The sequence below is a fragment of the Ralstonia sp. R-29 genome, assembly GCF_049913345.1.
GTDB lineage: Bacteria > Pseudomonadota > Gammaproteobacteria > Burkholderiales > Burkholderiaceae > Ralstonia.
In genome coordinates, this window is record NZ_CP184377.1 from 1,262,255 (window position 1) to 1,280,996 (window position 18,742).

General features: G+C 58.7%; 18 protein-coding genes. 13 read left to right on the forward strand and 5 right to left on the reverse strand.

The window, feature by feature from the left end:
• Positions 1-555 precede the first annotated feature (555 nt).
• From ACN9M1_RS05915 to ACN9M1_RS05965, 11 genes are all read left to right on the forward strand, one after another.
• A complete protein-coding gene (locus ACN9M1_RS05915) occupies positions 556-816 on the forward strand; it encodes a hypothetical protein (protein ID WP_426398214.1) in 261 nt (86 codons plus the stop codon).
• A gap of 394 nt (positions 817-1,210) precedes the next feature.
• Positions 1,211-1,552, forward strand: coding sequence for a plasmid mobilization protein (locus ACN9M1_RS05920; RefSeq protein WP_426398216.1), 342 nt, complete (start codon positions 1,211-1,213; stop codon positions 1,550-1,552).
• On the forward strand, positions 1,549-3,348 hold the full coding sequence (locus tag ACN9M1_RS05925) for a relaxase/mobilization nuclease domain-containing protein (protein ID WP_426398218.1): 1,800 nt from the start codon (positions 1,549-1,551) through the stop codon (positions 3,346-3,348). The genes ACN9M1_RS05920 and ACN9M1_RS05925 overlap by 4 nt, the downstream gene beginning before the upstream one ends.
• A gap of 6 nt (positions 3,349-3,354) precedes the next feature.
• Positions 3,355-3,696, forward strand: a complete 342-nt coding sequence (locus ACN9M1_RS05930) for a hypothetical protein (protein ID WP_426398220.1) — start codon at positions 3,355-3,357, stop codon at positions 3,694-3,696.
• Between the two features lie 300 nt (positions 3,697-3,996).
• Positions 3,997-4,659, forward strand: coding sequence for a hypothetical protein (locus tag ACN9M1_RS05935; protein ID WP_426398222.1), 663 nt, complete (start codon positions 3,997-3,999; stop codon positions 4,657-4,659).
• Positions 4,656-6,017 carry a hypothetical protein gene (locus ACN9M1_RS05940; RefSeq protein ID WP_426398224.1) on the forward strand — a complete coding sequence of 454 codons (1,362 nt, stop codon included), beginning with the start codon at positions 4,656-4,658 and terminating at the stop codon, positions 6,015-6,017. The genes ACN9M1_RS05935 and ACN9M1_RS05940 overlap by 4 nt, the downstream gene beginning before the upstream one ends.
• Before the next feature lie 17 nt (positions 6,018-6,034).
• A complete protein-coding gene (locus ACN9M1_RS05945) occupies positions 6,035-7,117 on the forward strand; it encodes a hypothetical protein (protein ID WP_426398226.1) in 1,083 nt (360 codons plus the stop codon).
• Between the two features lie 85 nt (positions 7,118-7,202).
• Positions 7,203-7,670 carry an IS66-like element accessory protein TnpA gene (gene tnpA / locus ACN9M1_RS05950; RefSeq protein WP_426396463.1) on the forward strand — a complete coding sequence of 156 codons (468 nt, stop codon included), beginning with the start codon at positions 7,203-7,205 and terminating at the stop codon, positions 7,668-7,670.
• Positions 7,646-7,996: an IS66 family insertion sequence element accessory protein TnpB gene (tnpB, locus tag ACN9M1_RS05955; protein WP_426396465.1), complete on the forward strand. Its 351-nt coding sequence runs from the start codon at positions 7,646-7,648 to the stop codon at positions 7,994-7,996. Before tnpA (ACN9M1_RS05950) ends, tnpB (ACN9M1_RS05955) begins: the two co-directional genes overlap by 25 nt.
• Before the next feature lie 31 nt (positions 7,997-8,027).
• Entirely contained in the window at positions 8,028-9,602 is a 1,575-nt protein-coding gene (gene tnpC, locus ACN9M1_RS05960) for an IS66 family transposase (protein ID WP_426398811.1), read from the forward strand.
• A gap of 298 nt (positions 9,603-9,900) precedes the next feature.
• Positions 9,901-10,326 (forward strand): hypothetical protein, encoded by a 426-nt coding sequence (locus tag ACN9M1_RS05965; protein ID WP_426398228.1) that lies wholly within the window; start codon positions 9,901-9,903, stop codon positions 10,324-10,326.
• Positions 10,327-10,339: 13 nt separating this feature from the next.
• Here the strand turns inward: ACN9M1_RS05965 and ACN9M1_RS05970 are convergent, their stop codons facing one another.
• Positions 10,340-12,415 carry a hypothetical protein gene (locus ACN9M1_RS05970; RefSeq protein ID WP_426398230.1) on the reverse strand — a complete coding sequence of 692 codons (2,076 nt, stop codon included), beginning with the start codon at positions 12,413-12,415 and terminating at the stop codon, positions 10,340-10,342.
• A 77-nt stretch (positions 12,416-12,492) separates the two neighbouring features.
• On the opposite strand from ACN9M1_RS05970, the gene ACN9M1_RS05975 reads away from it, so the two are divergent.
• Positions 12,493-12,768: a hypothetical protein gene (locus ACN9M1_RS05975; protein WP_426398232.1), complete on the forward strand. Its 276-nt coding sequence runs from the start codon at positions 12,493-12,495 to the stop codon at positions 12,766-12,768.
• Here the strand turns inward: ACN9M1_RS05975 and tnpC (ACN9M1_RS05980) are convergent.
• The 3 genes from tnpC (ACN9M1_RS05980) to tnpA (ACN9M1_RS05990) are packed head-to-tail and all read right to left on the reverse strand — an operon-like array spanning position 12,726 to position 15,125.
• Entirely contained in the window at positions 12,726-14,300 is a 1,575-nt protein-coding gene (gene tnpC, locus ACN9M1_RS05980) for an IS66 family transposase (RefSeq protein ID WP_426398811.1), read from the reverse strand. The two genes, ACN9M1_RS05975 and tnpC (ACN9M1_RS05980), sit on opposite strands and share 43 nt — an antisense overlap.
• A 31-nt stretch (positions 14,301-14,331) precedes the next feature.
• Complete coding sequence (tnpB, locus tag ACN9M1_RS05985) at positions 14,332-14,682, reverse strand: IS66 family insertion sequence element accessory protein TnpB (protein WP_426396465.1); 351 nt, start codon at positions 14,680-14,682, stop codon at positions 14,332-14,334.
• A complete protein-coding gene (tnpA, locus tag ACN9M1_RS05990) occupies positions 14,658-15,125 on the reverse strand; it encodes an IS66-like element accessory protein TnpA (RefSeq protein WP_426396463.1) in 468 nt (155 codons plus the stop codon). Before tnpA (ACN9M1_RS05990) ends, tnpB (ACN9M1_RS05985) begins: the two co-directional genes overlap by 25 nt.
• Before the next feature lie 378 nt (positions 15,126-15,503).
• On the opposite strand from tnpA (ACN9M1_RS05990), the gene ACN9M1_RS05995 reads away from it, so the two are divergent.
• The gene (locus tag ACN9M1_RS05995; protein ID WP_426398234.1) at positions 15,504-15,995 is read left to right on the forward strand and encodes a hypothetical protein; all 492 of its coding nucleotides are present in this window, start codon (positions 15,504-15,506) and stop codon (positions 15,993-15,995) included.
• Positions 15,996-16,038: 43 nt separating this feature from the next.
• Here ACN9M1_RS05995 and ACN9M1_RS06000 read toward each other — a convergent pair whose 3' ends face one another.
• Positions 16,039-18,288 carry a DotA/TraY family protein gene (locus tag ACN9M1_RS06000; protein ID WP_426398235.1) on the reverse strand — a complete coding sequence of 750 codons (2,250 nt, stop codon included), beginning with the start codon at positions 18,286-18,288 and terminating at the stop codon, positions 16,039-16,041.
• Positions 18,289-18,742: the final 454 nt, after the last annotated feature.

The window sequence follows — 18,742 nt, forward strand, 5'->3', positions numbered from 1 at the left end:
CGTTTACGTGCTTGTAAGTATATGAAAGGAAAGCGAAATTCGCGCTGAAGGTGAAAGGATATGGGGTGAGGGTGAAAGGATATGGGGCTGTAGGTGAATATATATGGGGCCATAGGTGAACAAATATGGGGTTCGACGAACCCCCATAAGCTTTCACCTATAGCCCCATAAACTTTCACCATGAGGCTAAGGTGAAAGGATATGGGGAGATATCCACAGAACACCGGATGTGTCAATGTGACCTAAGAATAGCGGCGCGTTGTGAGGGTGTTGGTCACTTTGGCGTACGTACAGCATGCACGCTCAACCTGTGGCGCAGAAATGGAAAGAGGCGCCGACGGCGCCTCTTCACAAGCTGTAAAACAGATCCGGACACCACTTTCGACCCGCCTTGCACGGGTACGACTCTCGCCGCCGGGAAGCGCTCAATCTCATCCGGTCAGTCGCTTCGACGTGCGTAATCTACCTGTGTTTTGATGAGTATTCAATCGCCCATCGGAGCGGAATGCGGCTGTATCAGTCACCCGAGCATGGACTCCGGCCGACGGGAGCGAGATGCATCTCAAGTTGGGCAGTCTCCGCTTGGGGGCGGGGGCAGAGTATCCGGGTTGTGTCGAAGAGGCTGCTCAAGCAGTCGGTGTCAGCACTGAGCTCCAGGCGGGCTGGAGGCCAAGAAGGATTTCGATCACCGACGTAGAGCGTTTTGTGCCCGAGCTTGACGCCACGGGGCAACGTGCTTCAGGTGGTTTGATTTTGAGCATTAAAACAACACTAAAAGTAATACGCCAAACTGAATTTGTTGTGATCCAAACCTGATGACGGGCTCAATTCAGGTCAATGTGACCCAATTCCTACATGGGAGAGGATCACTGTGACCTAAGTTTCGTGGCGTATGCAGTCACTGTGACCTAAATCTGATCGTTTTTTAAGCAAGCGTAGGTCACTGTTGACCAAATTCCCTGGTTCAGCGGGCTTGATAGCCAATGTGGCGCAATTTATCGAGATTTGGTTATCGGAATAGGTCACCGTGACTCGGCTTGTTAAATCTGCCGGCGCAACCCTATATTGCTCTCAGATTAAGCAGGTAGCGAGGTATAACTCCGTATTACGCGTGTTAGCACGCTTCATCCGGAGTTCACCTCGCCCTACGGGGTAGGTGGGGCGCTTTGCTTCCCCACCCTGAGAGTCAGGAGGGCAGATGAGGGATGGGATGGCGGAAGTTCCGGAACGTGGCCTGCGGCATGTCGTGGCTATTCGGCTGAACAGAGGCGAGCGGGCGCACATAGAAAGACGTGCATCTGAGACAGGCCTTCCTCCAGCGACCTTCATTCGCCAGGCTGCGATGGGTTCGGTGGTGCCAGCGCGAGGAGAGATCCCTGCGGTGAATCGGGAGACGTATCTTGAGCTGGCACGCGTTGGCAGCAACTTAAATCAGATCGCCCACCACTTGAATGCGGGTACGGCTACCGGTGTCGATGAGAGTGTCATCCGGCGACTGGCCGCAGTCGCGAAGTCGCTGGCATTGCAAGTCTTGAGTGAAAGGCGGCGATGAAGGCCAAAGTCGGCCGAGGCAATGGGTTTCGGGGCCTGCTGGCGTATGTTTTTGGGGTGGGTCAGAAAGGGAAGGGCGACCGTGCTTCAATCGTCGGCGGCAACATGGCCGCTACCGACCCTCGCGGCTTGGCGGCCGAGTTCGCTGTTTGCCGTAAGCTCCGACTCGAAGTCAAGAACCCGGTCTGGCACTGTTCGCTAGCGCTGCCCAAAGGGGAGAGGCTTGATAGAACGGCTTGGCAGCGAATTTGTAAGCGTCATCTGCAGCTCATGGGTATCGACGACGAGAATCACATGTGGGTTGCGGTGCGTCATGACGATACCGATTTCGATCACGTGCATCTTGTTGTTAGTCGAATTGGTCTCGATGCCACTTTGTGGCACGGCCGAAATGATGTGAAGGCCGCGATTAAGTCGACACAGACGCTCGAGCGCGAGTTTGGGTTGCAATTGACGCCTGGGCTGAATAGCGAGCCTGAACACCCGAAGCGAGCGAAGGGAGAGGCGGCGCGGAAGAAACGCACCGGGCAGACGTCTCTCAAGGAGCGCATGCAGGTCATTTTGAATCGTGCAATCCGAGCTGGTAGCTTCGAGGGCTTTGTACAGATTTGCGATGAAGCTGGGTTGCAACTTGTGCCCAACTTGGCCAGCACTGGGCGGATGAATGGGTTCTCGTTCCGCCTTGACGGCGAGGAGATGAAGGCATCTGACCTCGGCTCAAAATACAAATGGGCCAAGCTGGCCGAGAAGACTGGTTTTGACCAGGACAGACATATGTCCCTCATTGAAAAGCTTGCTGCTACAGCGAAGGCGCGCAAGGGGGAAGAATCGGGGAATGTTCTGCGGGCAGAAACGGTTGCCTCCGAAGAATGGGTGAGTCCGGTACGTAGCAACCGCACTATTGACGCTCTGTTTGTCCGTCTGGTTGACGGCACGTATGCGTGGAAGCGAAGCCAATCGCCAGCCTTCCGCGATTTGGGTGATCGGATACGGTTCGAGCGTTCACCCGACGCGGCCGTGAGAGCGGCATTGCAGCTCGCGCGTGAGAAGGGATGGACTGAGGCCGAAGTCGCTGGCTCAATCGATTTTCGCCGGCGGGCATGGATGCAGGGGCGGCTCACGGGGATTACGGTGATCGGCTACGAGCCGACCAAGCAAGATTTGGTCGCGCTTGCAGAACGTCGCTGCGACATTGCTATACGGGCTGCTAAGAACGAGAAAGATCCCGTGGTGCGACAACTTCTTTTGCTTAAAGCCCGGGCAGAAGCGGATTTGGCGGTACATCGGGCACGCTACGCCAAGATTCCGTTGACCAGCATCGAGGGTGACACGTTGCGTGCTGATCAATACATGTTTGCCGAACTACACGCAGACGGGCAATACCATGAGGCGAAGAGTATCGCTGCTGCGAGTCGGGCTGCATTGCTAGAGGCGAAGGATATGTCGTTGATCGAGCGGGCCATGGCCAGAAATTCGGAGGCCTGGTCCGTATACCTGCGTCACTGCGAGCGAATCCTACGCGCGGTAGACGCTGATCGCAGCCGGCTGGTATTTGAGGTCGAGGATTTGGCGTTCTGGCTACGAGAAATCCGTGCGGGTCGCATGCCGCGTGAGCTGCAAGACGCTATTGATGGCAAAATTGGATCGAAGCCCCACGCTGTGGCTGTTGCCGACGTATTGATCTCCAGGCTGGAGGTGGGAGAGGTACAAGGCAGCGACGTCAATCTGCCAGCGGGAGGCGATACCTGTGATGAGGTTGTATCCGAGGCGGATGGCCCTCGACATCGAATAAGGTAGAGCGCGATGAGCAACTACACGAATGGTTTGGCCGCCGGGATGGCAGCCCGAAATGCGGCCGTGCGAGACGGGCGAACTGCGGTTGCGGAATGGGCCGAGCATTCACAGAAATTGCAGGGACGGCTATCAGCTGCCTTGAATGCCGAACTTAACGAATATGTTGAGCGCAAGGTCAGTGTTGACTACGTTCGCGCTCTACGGAAAGCCCTGGCCGAGTTGGCTCCGACCCATCCTCTTCTCAGAGACGACGTGGCCGCGACCCTCTTTGAAGAGTCGCGAACTAAGGCTTACGCTGAACGTGGTTATGCGTACGACGCTAAATCGGGGGTGCTCTCAAAGAGGGGCTAGGTTCTTTCCGATATGCGCCCAGTAGCTTATCCAAAAGCGCCAGGCTTGGCAGAGCCAAGCCAACTCGCTATATGCCGAGCCGCTCACGATAGCTTGCACAGATTGCCATTGCTAGGCCATCCCTCAATAGCAAGTCTTACGCGTGTAGTGAATGGTGAAGTCCTGGTAAGTTGCTATCCAGCCAATTTGTTTTAAGTCAGATATCAGTAGAATTTCTCACAGAACTGACTAGGTATTTGACACGATTGGCGTGTCATGCATTCGCTAAATATCCTCGTAGCACACTGCTTGGGGGGGAGAATGGCAATTGACGCCTTTCGGATCTGGCGACGGGTTGCGCTGGCGACCTCGTTAGTCGCCACGATGACTCTGCAGGCTTGTGCTTGCCTCCAAAGCGACGGCCCCATCGCCAACTACCACTTTGAGGTGCTCAGACCTCGTGCGTTGGTGATCTACAAACCGGTAGCTGGCACCCCGCCCGCCAATGACATAGCGATCATCTATCTGGCGCTTCAGAACGACAGCGAGGGCCCCCGGTCGTTGTGCTTCGCGTGCTATAGGCACTCGGACAAGAGTTGGCACCGAGTCTTGTTCAGCGATGTGGTGCCATCGGTGGAAGTGACCTCCGAAAACGCGCCCATTATTGGCGTGCCCGAAGTGCGCCTAGCCGGCGCCAGCGGTGAGACCGTCAAGCCAGGTCGGCGCTTCCCAGACATCATCCCCGACGCTTCTGAGTTTCCACTCAACGAGGCAAACTACCGCCGCGACTTTGCCATAGTCGTTCACCCTGACCGCACTCGCGTTGGCGTGACCGGCGACTTACTGGTGCGCGTGAGTCTGGCACGCCCCAACCATCCGCGGCCCGATGATGGTCAGCCACAGATCGCCAGCTTCCGTATCCCGGTAACGATCTCCAAAGAGTTCCGGCCGGAGACCATGACCACTGAGCCCTCACAGCCATGAGCGTTAACGGCGGATACGGCGTCGTCCTGCAACTCACCGAAGCGGCGCTCCAAGCGAGTCTTGACACATTTGTAGCGGCAGCAGACCAACAGCTTCACCATCCGATCGACCGCCAAATCCCGCTGCCCGAGTTCGGCGTGCGCGAGGATTTGAGCTGGGTCGTATCGCTGGTGCGTCCGCAAATCCATCTCGACCATGACCGGATGATCGGGCTGGCGCTCGGTGTGCAAGTTTCGGCGACTGTACAGACGCGTCTCGACTCGCTTCCTGGCGGCACCGTGCCACCACAACCGCCGACCTTGTCCATCGTTCTAAGCGGTAGTATCGCCATCGAGGTCAACGCAGTGCGCACTACGGTAGCCGGCTCGCCATGTTTGGCGCTCGATCTTGCCGCTCTGCGTGTGACGAGTTTCGAGCTGGGCATCGGCAATTCTGACTTGACCTTGTCAGCTACTGCCCTCAACGTGATCAGCGCGGTCGCGCGCAGAGCAGCCGTTTACATCCTGGCTCATCAAGTCGCGCTGATTCCCGTGGGTTTCGCCTTCGACACCCAGATCCCCATTCTTGGAGATCTACACATCCCCGTAGCCGTCGACTACAAGGTTGTCCAAGCGGGCGATGGTAGGCGCGCTCTCTCGATCCTTCTACAGGTGATGAACGAGGATGTCGACTGGAACCAGGTTGGTTTTGCCATTGCTGCCGGCGCCAACTTCTCTGTGTTGATGTCGCTGCAGTTGATCCAATATGCCCTCGTCAAAACCTGCGCTTCCTTGCAGGGATATCGCGTTTTTCCGAATTCGGGAGGAGTGAAAGGTGACCTGATCTTCGAAGACGCGCAGATGCATGTTCAACCAGGAGCGTTCGTCCTCGACGGCATCAAGGTTCAATCAAGCACACTGGAAAAAGTTGAGAAGACTGTTGAGCAGGTGCTTTGCACCGCGCTGGACCCCTGCAACTTGATATGCAAAAAGGTGTTCAACACTGTCGTCCAATGGGTTCAGCTCGACCAACTTGCGCACGCCTCCGGAAGCTTCACGCCTTACGTCGAAGGTGGCAACTTCCGAGTTCATGCTCAGCATATCGACGTTGACCTGTCGCTGCCAGTGAAAGCGCTGATCTTCGTTGCCGCTGATGCTCTTATTCCACTTGGGGGTTACGTTAGCGTGGTCTTGATGATCATCGGTAAGATCTTCGCCGACCGTGCTGTCACCGGCTTCGTCGATAGCACCAGCAATACGAGCGTGATCGACAGCCCCATTCCCGGGACGCAGTTGCACTTCCGCGCGGCGGCTGCGCTGATCGACTGGCCGGACGGGTGCATGGCACTCCACGGGGACTTCAAAGTGGAGCAAGCTTAATGCCGGCCCAGAGAACAATGCTCGTGACGCCAGCGACAGCGAGGTCGCCGCAATACGATGTCCAAATCGCATTGACCGAGGACTTTCTTAACCGAGCACTGGCACTCGGAATTACTACCGGCGTCCTGCCTTCAAGCTTTCAATTGACCTTTGGGGCCGCAGAGGACCCGCTGGGCCTCGCGGTCCGAACAGATCTGAACCTCTCCGTCTCGAACATCGCGTTCTTTTCCGAAGGGGATGCGACCCAGTTGGTTGGCCTTCGCGCCACATGGGCCGGCTCTGTCACGGTCCGGGTAACGCTCGCGGAATGGACCTTGTCCCCCCCCAATGGTCCCTATATCGACCCAGGGTTGGATCAGACATTCACTATCCCCTTCGACGGAGAGTTTTCGGCCACTGCAGACGTTTTGCTTCAGCAGGTTGGCGACAACTGCGTGTTGACGATCAGCTTTGCGCGGTTGGATCAGCTTGATATAGCAAAAATAGGTTCGCTTACGCCTGGTGTTGATTTTACAGAGGTGATACGTGCCATTCTCGAGCGAATGGCCGTGATGGCACTCCGAGACAAGATCAAGTTCCCAGCGCTCAATGCTCTGCCCGGGTCGCTGACCGCGCCGGCAAAGGCACTGCTTGATAGCCAGTCGGCACAGATTGGCGCTACCGATTTCAAAGTTACTGCGCGCGCTGATGTTGACGCGCCAGACGAGTTGCAACTGCTGCTGCAGGCCCAGCAAAACCTCGGCCAGCAGTCGTACCAATCGGTGCTGTCAATAAGCGAATCCGGTGGTGACATAGCGATCGCGCTGAGCACGCGCTTCCTCACCCAGGTCCTGCAGGATTTATGGACGGGAGACGCCATCCCAACACGCTTCGACGACAAGGGGCAACCCAGCTCGTCGGGCCCTATCTGGATCGAGAGGCTGAGTTTCGCCGCCATGGACTCAGGCAAGTTGCAGTTGCGAGTGTTTGCACAACGCAAGGTAGTTGGCTTGCCGATCACAGTGAATGCCACACTAGAGTTTCAGCCGACCGTTTCGGCGGGCAGGCTCTTTGCGAACGACGTGTCAGTTCACCTAGACGTCAACCTTGATTGGGGGTAAGGCGTCAATTATTGACGCCCTGGCGTCGCGCTGAGGGTTCACAGATGCTACGTGTCCATGTTGATGAACGTGGACAGGTGCACACATGGACGAAAGGGAAGAGAGTTTGCAGGATCGCCTCGTCATCGGCCGCAAGCGAGATGGCCGGCGGCAGTATGACGAGGTGGCTAAAGAGGAACTGATACAAGCCTGCTTAAAGCCAGGAGCTTCTATCGCCCGCACGGCAATGAAGTATGGCGTCAATCCGAATCTCGTGAGGACATGGATAGCAGCACACCAGCGCAAGCATCGCTGCACTACGGCGGTTGTCGACGAGCAGGAAGGCGGCGCCGACACCATTGAGTTGCCGCCCTCACGAGATGCATTTGTTCCCGTTGTCGCCGAGCCGGCATCGCTGGCAGGCCGACCGCCCAGCGTCGGCATGGCAATCGCCTTGCACGTGCGTTTGCCCAATGGAGTCGAGTTCGAATTAGGCGAAGCCAATCTCGATGAACTGGCCACGATCGTCCAGATGCTGGGGAGGCTGCCGTGTTCCGGTTCGACGACGGCCTGAAGGTCTTCCTGCATCGCGAGCCCGTCGACTTCCGGCTTGGCATCAACGGCCTGTCGATCCTGGTCGAGCAGGCGATGGCGCTCAATCCGATGGCCCAAGCCTTGTACGTGTTCGGCAATCGCCGGCGCGACCGCATCAAGATTCTCGGCTGGGGCGGCAACGGCTTCTGGATGTTGCTCAAACGATTGGAGGCCGACCGGTTCATCTGGCCCGACACGTCCGACATCGTCAAACTGAGCGTCGAGCAACTGCACTGGTTGCTCGACGGCATCGATATCGCCGTGGTCAAGAAGCATCCGCAGCGTTTCTACGCACGCGCAAGCTGAACCGCACCTGGGTATGTCGGTCCAAGCCGACATGCCCATCAACGTCACGATCGCCGCCGAGGAACTCCAGGAACTGCTGGCTGCGCGCGAGGCGCTTGGCCAGCTCCAGCGGGATCACGATGTGCTGCGTGGCGAGCTGCGCTTGGCAAAGGCCGAACGCGATCTGGCCGAGGAACGGTTGCGTGCCTATCGCCGCGAACTGTTCGGCGCGACCAGCGAGGCCCGCGATGCAGGCCAGCTCGGTCTGTTCAACGAAGCCGAAGCACTGACGGCCAGCGCGCAACCCGCACAGGAGGATGTCCCCGGCACGAAGGTCGCCGCGCACACGCGCAAGAAGCGCGGGCGCAAGCCGCTTGATCCCAATCTGCCTCGCGAAGTGGTGCGTCACGATCTGCCCGAGGCCGAGCGTTTCTGCGTCAACGATGGTCATGCGCTGGTCGAGATCGGCGTCGAAACCAGCGAGCAACTGGACGTGATTCCAGAACAGGTCCGCGTCATCCAGCACCAGCGCGTCAAGTACGCCTGCCCGTGTTGCGACCTGGGAATCAAGGTCACGCCGGCGCCGGCACGCATCATCCCTCGTGGGCTGTTCACCGAGTCAGCGCTGGCGTGGATCGCTACGGGCAAGTACCAGTTCGGCATGCCGCTGTACCGTCAGGCCGGCTTGCTGCGCCGCTTCGGCGGCGACATCTCGGCCAACACGATCGCCGCCAGCATGGTCCGCGTGGGCTTGGCGGTGCAGCCCGTGATCAACCTGCTGCGCGATACGCTGTTCGAGTCGGATCTGATCCATGGCGACGAGACGACATTCCAGGTCCTTAAGGAGCCAGGGCGCCGAGCGCAAGCCAAGAGCTATATCTGGGCGCAGATGAACGGATCGGGACCACCCGTGCGGCTGTTCAGTTACGCGCCGGGGCGCGGCGCTGCGCACGCCCGCGCGATCTACGCCGGAATCCGGCCGGGCACGGCATTGATCACCGACGGCTATGAACTCTACAACGGCCTGGCCGTCGACAACCAGCTCGTCCACTTGGGCTGCTGGGCTCACGCGCGCCGTGGCTTCATCAAGGCCGAGGAGGCGGTGCCGAAAGCCGCGCGTACGCCGCAGTTGACGGCTACGCGCTTCGTCAAGCTCATCGGTAGGTTGTTCGCTGCGGAATCGCGTTCGGCAGACTGGCCGGCGGCGCGCAGACAACGGCTGCGCCAGCGCTACAGCGCCCACGTCCTGCAGGCCATCGCAGCGTTGCTGCGCGAGCAGATGCCGGCCGTCGTGCCTGGCAGCTTGCTGGGCAAAGCCATGCAGTATCTACACGGCCAGTGGCACAAGCTCGCCCGCTACGTTGAGGACGGTACTTGGCCCATCTCCAACAATCCTTGCGAGAACGCGATCCGTCCGTTCGTGCTCGGAAGAAAGGGCTGGCTGTTTGCGACCACCGTGGCCGGCGCCAACGCAAGCGCCAATCTCTACTCGCTGGTCGAAACCTGTAAGGCCAACAGCCTCGATCCGTACCAGTATCTCGTCTGGCTGTTCAGGAAACTCCCGCTGGCGACAACCGTCGATGACTACGCCGCGCTCTTGCCGTGGGCCATGGCTGCGACACGCTGAGAGGCGTCGTTTAAAGACTGCTTACGATTGGGGAGCGACAACTGCATCCTCGGCACTGTTCTTCTTTCTCTACCTAGTTGTCGGCCAGGTACTTATCCGCGGCGTCGCGGACCTACTCGAACCATGGACGGACACAATGTTGTCGGACTTCCTTGACGGTAAAGGTATTGACCTGAGGCGCCAGATCGCTTGGCAGGGCACACCATTCAAGGTCGACGTCTCCCCATCATTCACAAACGTCTCCTCGACCGGGCTCATTTGCGGTCTCGCGCTGAATCTACACGTCTGAGAGGTGTGCATGGATCAAACATTCGATGGCAATGCTCCGCCTAGCTTGCCGGACGGCTTCTATATCGGATTGGTGTGTTCGCCCATTGTCCAAGGCAAGGTCACTCTCGCCGTCATTTTCGACAACAGCACCGACACGAAAGTCTCTGTCACGTGGACTGATTCGCACCTGTACACCGTTACGGTGACTGACGCTACCGGCGAAGATTTTGATCTTGCGCAATTGCTGCCCGCCCCGCAACCCAATCAGCCTCCAACGGATGTCGATCCGAGGACGCAACACAACATGGTCTACCCGGTGGACACTTCGCTTGCGCCTTACGCAGGCAAATTTGCATTTGATCCAGCCAAGAGCCCATATACGATCAGACTTATATTGAACTCTCCGAGCCACCCCTACACTCTGAGCGAGACCGTACCGGTGCTAAGTGCGTAGGCAGCTAAGACGTCTAGCTCTGCTCGAAGTCGACCATTAAGCCCCCCCAGTCGTCATCCGACACTGCATACATCGGGATGGTCCGCGGTTGCAGAGCTTCGCTGTATTGCTGCAATTGTGGTGGTTGCTCAAAGTAAAGGGCTGCGCCTGCCTCTGCCTCCGCCGCGTTGGCATAGAAGGGGCGCCGAATGGTCCGCACGATCGACAAATCGCTGGTGTCAAGCGCGGCGTACTCGTAGCCACCGGCGAAGAACCTATCTAGGACGAGTTCGTCGACGACAGGTACACCGTCCCAAGAAACCCCCACATGCGCGACAGTGCTGACCGCAACTAGTGGATAGACACGAAACTCCGGCGGAAGGTCCCAGCCAAACGGTTTCATGTCCGCAATGAACTCATCGCGGTGTTCTTCGATCAGTGTTGCGCGAGCCCTTGCCTGCTGGACGGCGTGTTCGATTGCTGAGCGATGTGTGCCGATGGACGTGGACTCAGTCGGTTCCAAAATGCACTTTGCTTCTACTACGAAAACGCTCGACCCGACGCAGAACAGTGCGTCTACTTGGGCGAAAGCCCCATCGATACACTTGAACGTGTAGTCTCGGGGGACGACTTTCGCTGACTGGGACAGCACCGGCGAAGTCTTTACCGCCTCAATAAGACTCGTGCGCAGGTACTCCTCAAACGCCGGGCCGCGCTCGTCGAGCCTTACCTTAAGTTGGGCCATCCACCGTTCAAGGACGAATCGCAGACTAGGAGGGGTGGCCACGGCCCCAAACACGGGATAGAGCTTCGACGGATCGCCAGTTGGTACAAGCGGCTGTGTCCAAAATTCTTGCTTCTCTCGGCCCCGGAAAGTAAGAAAATCGATGATGGCTTGCGCTCTTGCAACAGGAATGCCTGCAGCTTCATTGACGGCCGCAACTAGTGCCTCCTTCGTGAAGAACGGGATGTATTCACGCATTACGCTTGCTGCTCTGGGGCCTTCTGACGATTCAGGCCGGTGTGCCAGGGACGTTGCTTCCCACAAGCGCCGGGCTGCGTGCGAAACTACCATCCAACCATCAAAGAGCTGCGACAGGGTTGCTCCGGCCAGCAGCGGTTGGGGTTCGTCGAGGAGCGATTCGTAGTATGGGGGACACGCCATTATCCGCAGAGCAAAGAGCGTCGCTGCACTATGCCGGTCCATATCGTTCCGGCCCAGCTCGATGCGCTGCTGATTGCCTTCGGTCACGACAGACCGAACTTCCTTGATCCTCGACGAAAGACCTCGGGACTCCCCAAGCCTGAAGGCACGGATGCTAGCGGAGGTCGATTCAATTGCCAGCGCGAGCTTTCTGGCCACTGCCGTCTGAGTACCACGCTTTGCGTCGACGTTTTTGGGAATCGCGACCATCTTGTCACGGGTGCCGACTAATGCATACGTGTTCCAAACGCAGTCTTCCCATATGTTCTCGGCTTGGTCGTATAGCACACCAAGGTTGATTTCCAACTGGATGTCGTGCCAGTTGACGTCGTCAAGGCTGTCGTCTGTGACGGTGGGCTTTCCCATTAGTGCGACCTTCACCGGAATTGCGATGCCGTCGAGTGCACTTGCAAGGACTGCGTCGACGTTGTAGCTAGCACCATCGGCTAGCTGTACTTGCGTAGTTGCAATATCCAGAAGGTGGACCTCTCCGCCCCCGTCGGCCTTCGCGGCTGCGTGGTCCTGCATCCGGAGCTCAACCGCCTCGAATTGATGATTGGCGAACGCGACGAGCGCCTGAATCCGCGTCTTAGTGGATAGGCGCGATAGCGACAGGCCTTCCGCGGCTTTGCGGATGGCCGCGAGCTTCGCATGAATGTGTTGGCCGGAGACGTATAGGTCCGAATCCGTTTTGTCGCCGGATGAGAACTCTTCATATGCCTTGCGCCATCCATCCAGCGTGAATGAGCGCTTGCGGGGGCCATCCACATTGCCATGCCTGACTTTCTCGGAAAAATCACCCACTAACCCCTCTCCATTGCTTGTTTCTTTTCGGATGCACCAAAACCGCTGCAGCTTGTCGCGGCGCGTGTGGCGACTGATCTTCTCTGTGGAAATTCGCGTCAAACCTGGCGGACACGTCTGCGCTTCAGAATCTCGTAATTCTGCCGTATAGGAGTTGTCTCCACAGCACTAAATCACCGATGCGATTTACCAGCCAAGATGATCATTTTCCAGTCTGGCCGAAAAAAGACGAGCCATATCAGGAAGCAGCAGCCCGCGTAAAGGCCCAGAAATTCGCCATTCAGGACGATCTGTTGTATGCGGCGCTGATGTGGACGACTGATATCGGCCGCGGCCAACAAATGAATGGCGTGTGGCAGTCAAAGCATTCTACGGGTTACGTGCTTCGTAAGCAGTCTTTAAACGACGCCTCTCAGCGTGTCGCAGCCATGGCCCACGGCAAGAGCGCGGCGTAGTCATCGACGGTTGTCGCCAGCGGGAGTTTCCTGAACAGCCAGACGAGATACTGGTACGGATCGAGGCTGTTGGCCTTACAGGTTTCGACCAGCGAGTAGAGATTGGCGCTTGCGTTGGCGCCGGCCACGGTGGTCGCAAACAGCCAGCCCTTTCTTCCGAGCACGAACGGACGGATCGCGTTCTCGCAGGGATTGTTGGAGATCGGCCATGTACCGTCCTCGACGTAGCGGGCGAGCTTGTGCCACTGGCCGTGGAGATACTGCATGGCTTTGCCCAGCAAGCTGCCAGGCACTACGGCCGGCATCTGCTCGCGCAGCAACGCTGCGATGGCCTGCAGGACGTGGGCGCTGTAGCGCTGGCGCAGCCGTTGTCTGCGCGCCGCCGGCCAGTCTGCCGAACGCGATTCCGCAGCGAACAACCTACCGATGAGCTTGACGAAGCGCGTAGCCGTCAACTGCGGCGTGCGCGCGGCTTTCGGCACCGCCTCCTCGGCCTTGATGAAGCCACGGCGCGCGTGAGCCCAGCAGCCCAAGTGGACGAGCTGGTTGTCGACGGCCAGGCCGTTGTAGAGTTCATAGCCGTCGGTGATCAATGCCGTGCCCGGCCGGATTCCGGCGTAGATCGCGCGGGCGTGCGCAGCGCCGCGCCCCGGCGCGTAACTGAACAGCCGCACGGGTGGTCCCGATCCGTTCATCTGCGCCCAGATATAGCTCTTGGCTTGCGCTCGGCGCCCTGGCTCCTTAAGGACCTGGAATGTCGTCTCGTCGCCATGGATCAGATCCGACTCGAACAGCGTATCGCGCAGCAGGTTGATCACGGGCTGCACCGCCAAGCCCACGCGGACCATGCTGGCGGCGATCGTGTTGGCCGAGATGTCGCCGCCGAAGCGGCGCAGCAAGCCGGCCTGACGGTACAGCGGCATGCCGAACTGGTACTTGCCCGTAGCGATCCACGCCAGCGCTGACTCGGTGAACAGCCCACGAGGGATGATGCGTGCCGGCGCCGGCGTGACCTTGATTCCCAGGTCGCAACACGGGCAGGCGTACTTGACGCGCTGGTGCTGGATGACGCGGACCTGTTCTGGAATCACGTCCAGTTGCTCGCTGGTTTCGACGCCGATCTCGACCAGCGCATGACCATCGTTGACGCAGAAACGCTCGGCCTCGGGCAGATCGTGACGCACCACTTCGCGAGGCAGATTGGGATCAAGCGGCTTGCGCCCGCGCTTCTTGCGCGTGTGCGCGGCGACCTTCGTGCCGGGGACATCCTCCTGTGCGGGTTGCGCGCTGGCCGTCAGTGCTTCGGCTTCGTTGAACAGACCGAGCTGGCCTGCATCGCGGGCCTCGCTGGTCGCGCCGAACAGTTCGCGGCGATAGGCACGCAACCGTTCCTCGGCCAGATCGCGTTCGGCCTTTGCCAAGCGCAGCTCGCCACGCAGCACATCGTGATCCCGCTGGAGCTGGCCAAGCGCCTCGCGCGCAGCCAGCAGTTCCTGGAGTTCCTCGGCGGCGATCGTGACGTTGATGGGCATGTCGGCTTGGACCGACATACCCAGGTGCGGTTCAGCTTGCGCGTGCGTAGAAACGCTGCGGATGCTTCTTGACCACGGCGATATCGATGCCGTCGAGCAACCAGTGCAGTTGCTCGACGCTCAGTTTGACGATGTCGGACGTGTCGGGCCAGATGAACCGGTCGGCCTCCAATCGTTTGAGCAACATCCAGAAGCCGTTGCCGCCCCAGCCGAGAATCTTGATGCGGTCGCGCCGGCGATTGCCGAACACGTACAAGGCTTGGGCCATCGGATTGAGCGCCATCGCCTGCTCGACCAGGATCGACAGGCCGTTGATGCCAAGCCGGAAGTCGACGGGCTCGCGATGCAGGAAGACCTTCAGGCCGTCGTCGAACCGGAACACGGCAGCCTCCCCAGCATCTGGACGATCGTGGCCAGTTCATCGAGATTGGCTTCGCCTAATTCGAACTCGACTCCATTGGGCAAACGCACGTGCAAGGCGATTGCCATGCCGACGCTGGGCGGTCGGCCTGCCAGCGATGCCGGCTCGGCGACAACGGGAACAAATGCATCTCGTGAGGGCGGCAACTCAATGGTGTCGGCGCCGCCTTCCTGCTCGTCGACAACCGCCGTAGTGCAGCGATGCTTGCGCTGGTGTGCTGCTATCCATGTCCTCACGAGATTCGGATTGACGCCATACTTCATTGCCGTGCGGGCGATAGAAGCTCCTGGCTTTAAGCAGGCTTGTATCAGTTCCTCTTTAGCCACCTCGTCATACTGCCGCCGGCCATCTCGCTTGCGGCCGATGACGAGGCGATCCTGCAAACTCTCTTCCCTTTCGTCCATGTGTGCACCTGTCCACGTTCATCAACATGGACACGTAGCATCTGTGAACCCTCAGCGCGACGCCAGGGCGTCAATAATTGACGCCTTACCGTGCTTCTGACGTTCCTCACTCGTCAAGCGTTGGGGCTATATCGGTTCCCATACTGTGAGGACCGGATCTTGTCCGGGTATATGCCTGATGAGGACAAGGTTAGCTTTGCGAAGCTGATGCAAACACTATCGGCCGATCGTGTTCATAAGCTGGTAAAGGAGACACGCGCCTTATACTCGCACACTCAGAAATGTTTGTCGGCGTCAGGGCTAACAACGATAACGCTGGGGCGTCGACTGTATTGCCAAACGGACGACACCACGCTAGCTCGCGCGGACTATGGCCACATGTTTGTGGCACTCTGGCAGTCAGCTAAGACGCTCGGTCTTAGGGAGATCGAGATTGAAATGGATTCGCTGAATGCGTTTGGCGACGATGGGGCATACCAGCATTTCCCAATCGGCATGCGGCTGGCGGTCCCGGCGGAAGACGTCCTGTATTGCACCAATCTCGTTGTGAACCGAGAAAAACCTGAGGGCGGCTTTCACACACGAGGTGCTGGCGAATCGGGAGAGTGGCAGGTTATAAACCGTTCTCCAACGGGGGTGGTGACCCTGCCCATCGATGCCATCCACGTTGACGAAGGAAAGCTGCAACCGTGGGATTATTACAAGAATCCAGGCCACGCACGCAGTTTCCTGGAGAAATACATGCCCGTGTATATCGAGCCGCCGAAAGGGCAAAGGTGGACTAACCGTTACCGTGGGCGAGGCTATACACATACGGCCTGGGGCAGAATCAGCGGCGCTTGGGACATTCTTAGGGGGCGCTTCGACTGACGCTGTGTGGTGCCGACGCTAAGAAGGGCTCGCCGCTCGCCCTTCAGTCACCGAGAAGGTCTTTGTTCGACGGCGATGCGCTCGGCCTGAGCTCTCCTCCCACGCCTCCATCACTATTTGGCCGCTTCTGATGGGGGCCACCGAGGCCGGCGGCCCCATGCTTAACCTCGCGTACCCCGCCGACTAGGATATCGTGCCCCTTGTCGCCGGCGCTCTCAGCGCTGGAGATGCCACCTGCGTGGGCGCCAAGCCATCGCAGGATGTTGTCCGGAATCCAGTGGATTAGAGAAAAGACGATGTGTACCACTGTCATCATGATCGTGACGTAGATCGCAACATAGGCAAAGAAAGAGACGATGCCCGTGGTGGAGTCAGCTTGTACTCCTGCCACTACAGTCATGAACGCGATGTTGATGAGGCCAACCACCGGCTGCGTCAGTAGCATGCCTCCAATGAGTCCGAATAGCATCAGCGAGGGTCGCATCACGAGCGACAGGGTCATCATGTACCCATGACCGGCCTTCCCGACGGCGTCGTCTCCGTCAGGATGGACGTGTGCAACCGCGAACAGAGGGCCGGCAATGACCGACTCTAGCGCCAGCACGAACCAGTTCACTACAGAGGTCATCCAGGTGATGAACGGGATCATTGGGACGTAGGTCGACAGCACAGCGCCGAAGAAGAACAGGGCGATGGTGAGCGTTGTCACCAAACCTGAAAGAAACTGGATGACGGCCCCGACATCGAAAGCCAGGCCTACAGTTGCCTTTGCCGCGGCGCTGTTTGTTGTGCCCGTGGCAGCCGCCATTGTTGCCAATAGCGCCTCGCCGGTGCCGACGATCGTGTCACCAAAGGACTTCATCTGACTCATGTGATTGAGGTTCGAGCCCGCAATCGACTGTGTCATGAGATTGATTGCACCCATGAACGGGGCCGAGACGAGCTTGCGAACGTATTCCCACGCACCTTCACCTTGCTGCGGGGCCCGGACGTCGGTCTGGTTGTAGTAGACCTGCCGGATCCCGTCCACACGATTCCTTGTGTACTCGTCAGCCGCGGCCATCGCGTCCTGGTAAGTTTGCAATGCGTCCTTGGTCTCCTTATCCGTGATGTCAATCGGCTCGGAGGTCGGGAGGCCATTCAAGGTCGACTGCATCACATCGTTCATCTTCACGATGTGGTTGTACCAGGTGCCCGCGAAAATCCAGCCGCCGTCCTTGGCCGCCTGCAGGAAGTCGCTTCGGGCTCGATCGTTGGTCTGCGAAACCGCATTCTTTGCGGCGTTGCGCAGCGCGTTCTCGTAGTTGTTGGCAGCTCGGTCGATGGCTCCCGTCGTCGGCTTTTGGCCCGCCACAATCTGCGCGGCAACGGGCTGCAGCTCTTGAATCATTGACTGCACTGCCTGCGCATGGGCAGTCATGATCGGGGCCTTGATGACCTTGGTGTTGCTGTTTCCTGCAGAAGCTTCCCAAGACTGCTTCCACGAGATCCCACCGCAGACGACAGGATTGAGGTAGCTGTTGTCATTCGCCTTCCACTGGTAGCTGGTGACCGTGTACTGAGCGTTGGAGAAATTCTGCGTGGTCGTATACGCGCCAACAGCCGGGACTGCGTCAAAGACGTCGTAGTTGAGTACTTCCCCCGTGTTCGTCAGGACCTGGTTGGCGGATGTCGGCTGAATTCTCGTGGACCGCCCAGAGTCCTGGAATTGCTTGTTCATCGCTGCGGCGCAGACCTCGAACTTCAGAATGTTCGCGGCCAGCGGCCGTGAGTCGGGGATCATCGGCCGCGAGATCATGTTGTCCCGGTTGATCTGTTCGATCGCGGCCTTCCACACCGCGTCGGCGACGCCGACGCCCTGCAAAGCCAGCCAGAGGATCCCAATCTGGATGAGCGAGTACCCGGAACCGAGGGGCAACAAAAGGGCAGTGCCGCCGACAGTGCGAAGCGGGATCCAGATCGACGACATCTTCTTGCCGAGGATCTCGCCATCATGCGCGGAGTCAACGGTCCCTTTGACCGTCGTGTAGCCAACGAACAGCATGCCCAGGAACAGGACCGCGCTGTTGAACACCTTCATCATCGAACCCAGCACGCCATCTGCTTGGCCAGTCTGAAGATTTCCGCCCGAGGAAATCATGCCAACGATGCTGCCGAATACCTCCCGCATGAACTCAACAGATGTGTCGCCGGCAGGAGGCGTGAACTGATTGAGGGACGTGCCCAGCGATGAGTCCGCGTGCGCCACGCCGGCGGCCAGGGCAAGGAGCAGGATTAGGAATGTTCTTTTCATGACGAGCTCTGTCCGCCCAGGCTAAACGTCGCGACAGTCTTGTGAAAATGCCCCATGTGATTAGCCACGATCGCTACAAGCACCGCCTTGAACCAGCACGTTGTTAGGATTGTTCGGGTCCCAAACACGCTGTACTGACCCGTCCGAGTAGGTGTAGATGGTCCACCCAGGGCACCCATATCCAACCGAGACCACGAAGGGTGCGGCGGGCGCCGCGACAGCGGGCGGTGGCGATGGCGGTTGGCACCCCGGGGCGCTCCAAACCGCCCCCATCCAAACGGGCGATGTCGTCTGCGTGTAGCCGGCTGGACAGACGGGCGGAGGATTCGCCTCATGTTGAATCGGAGATACGCAAGTCGAGTCTTGATATCCCGGCGAGCAGAGCATCGGCGCTGCCAGAGCACTGCGCCCTGCCAAGAGCATTAGAGCCAGTAGTTGAATCTTCCACATTCGC

Bases quoted from the DNA above. Each gene is read 5' to 3' on its own strand.
- ACN9M1_RS06000 (WP_426398235.1), bottom strand. From the start codon at position 18,288: ATGAAAAGAACATTCCTAATCCTGCTCCTTGCCCTGGCCGCCGGCGTG.
- ACN9M1_RS05945 (WP_426398226.1), top strand. From the start codon at position 6,035: ATGCTCGTGACGCCAGCGACAGCGAGGTCGCCGCAATACGATGTCCAA.
- ACN9M1_RS05975 (WP_426398232.1), top strand. From the start codon at position 12,493: ATGCGATTTACCAGCCAAGATGATCATTTTCCAGTCTGGCCGAAAAAA.
- ACN9M1_RS05965 (WP_426398228.1), top strand. From the start codon at position 9,901: ATGGATCAAACATTCGATGGCAATGCTCCGCCTAGCTTGCCGGACGGC.
- tnpA (WP_426396463.1), bottom strand. From the start codon at position 15,125: ATGGACGAAAGGGAAGAGAGTTTGCAGGATCGCCTCGTCATCGGCCGC.
- ACN9M1_RS05995 (WP_426398234.1), top strand. From the start codon at position 15,504: ATGTTTGTGGCACTCTGGCAGTCAGCTAAGACGCTCGGTCTTAGGGAG.
- ACN9M1_RS05935 (WP_426398222.1), top strand. From the start codon at position 3,997: ATGGCAATTGACGCCTTTCGGATCTGGCGACGGGTTGCGCTGGCGACC.
- ACN9M1_RS05925 (WP_426398218.1), top strand. From the start codon at position 1,549: ATGAAGGCCAAAGTCGGCCGAGGCAATGGGTTTCGGGGCCTGCTGGCG.
- ACN9M1_RS05930 (WP_426398220.1), top strand. From the start codon at position 3,355: ATGAGCAACTACACGAATGGTTTGGCCGCCGGGATGGCAGCCCGAAAT.
- tnpC (WP_426398811.1), bottom strand. From the start codon at position 14,300: ATGCCCATCAACGTCACGATCGCCGCCGAGGAACTCCAGGAACTGCTG.
- ACN9M1_RS05920 (WP_426398216.1), top strand. From the start codon at position 1,211: ATGGCGGAAGTTCCGGAACGTGGCCTGCGGCATGTCGTGGCTATTCGG.
- ACN9M1_RS05915 (WP_426398214.1), top strand. From the start codon at position 556: ATGCATCTCAAGTTGGGCAGTCTCCGCTTGGGGGCGGGGGCAGAGTAT.
- tnpC (WP_426398811.1), top strand. From the start codon at position 8,028: ATGCCCATCAACGTCACGATCGCCGCCGAGGAACTCCAGGAACTGCTG.
- tnpA (WP_426396463.1), top strand. From the start codon at position 7,203: ATGGACGAAAGGGAAGAGAGTTTGCAGGATCGCCTCGTCATCGGCCGC.
- ACN9M1_RS05940 (WP_426398224.1), top strand. From the start codon at position 4,656: ATGAGCGTTAACGGCGGATACGGCGTCGTCCTGCAACTCACCGAAGCG.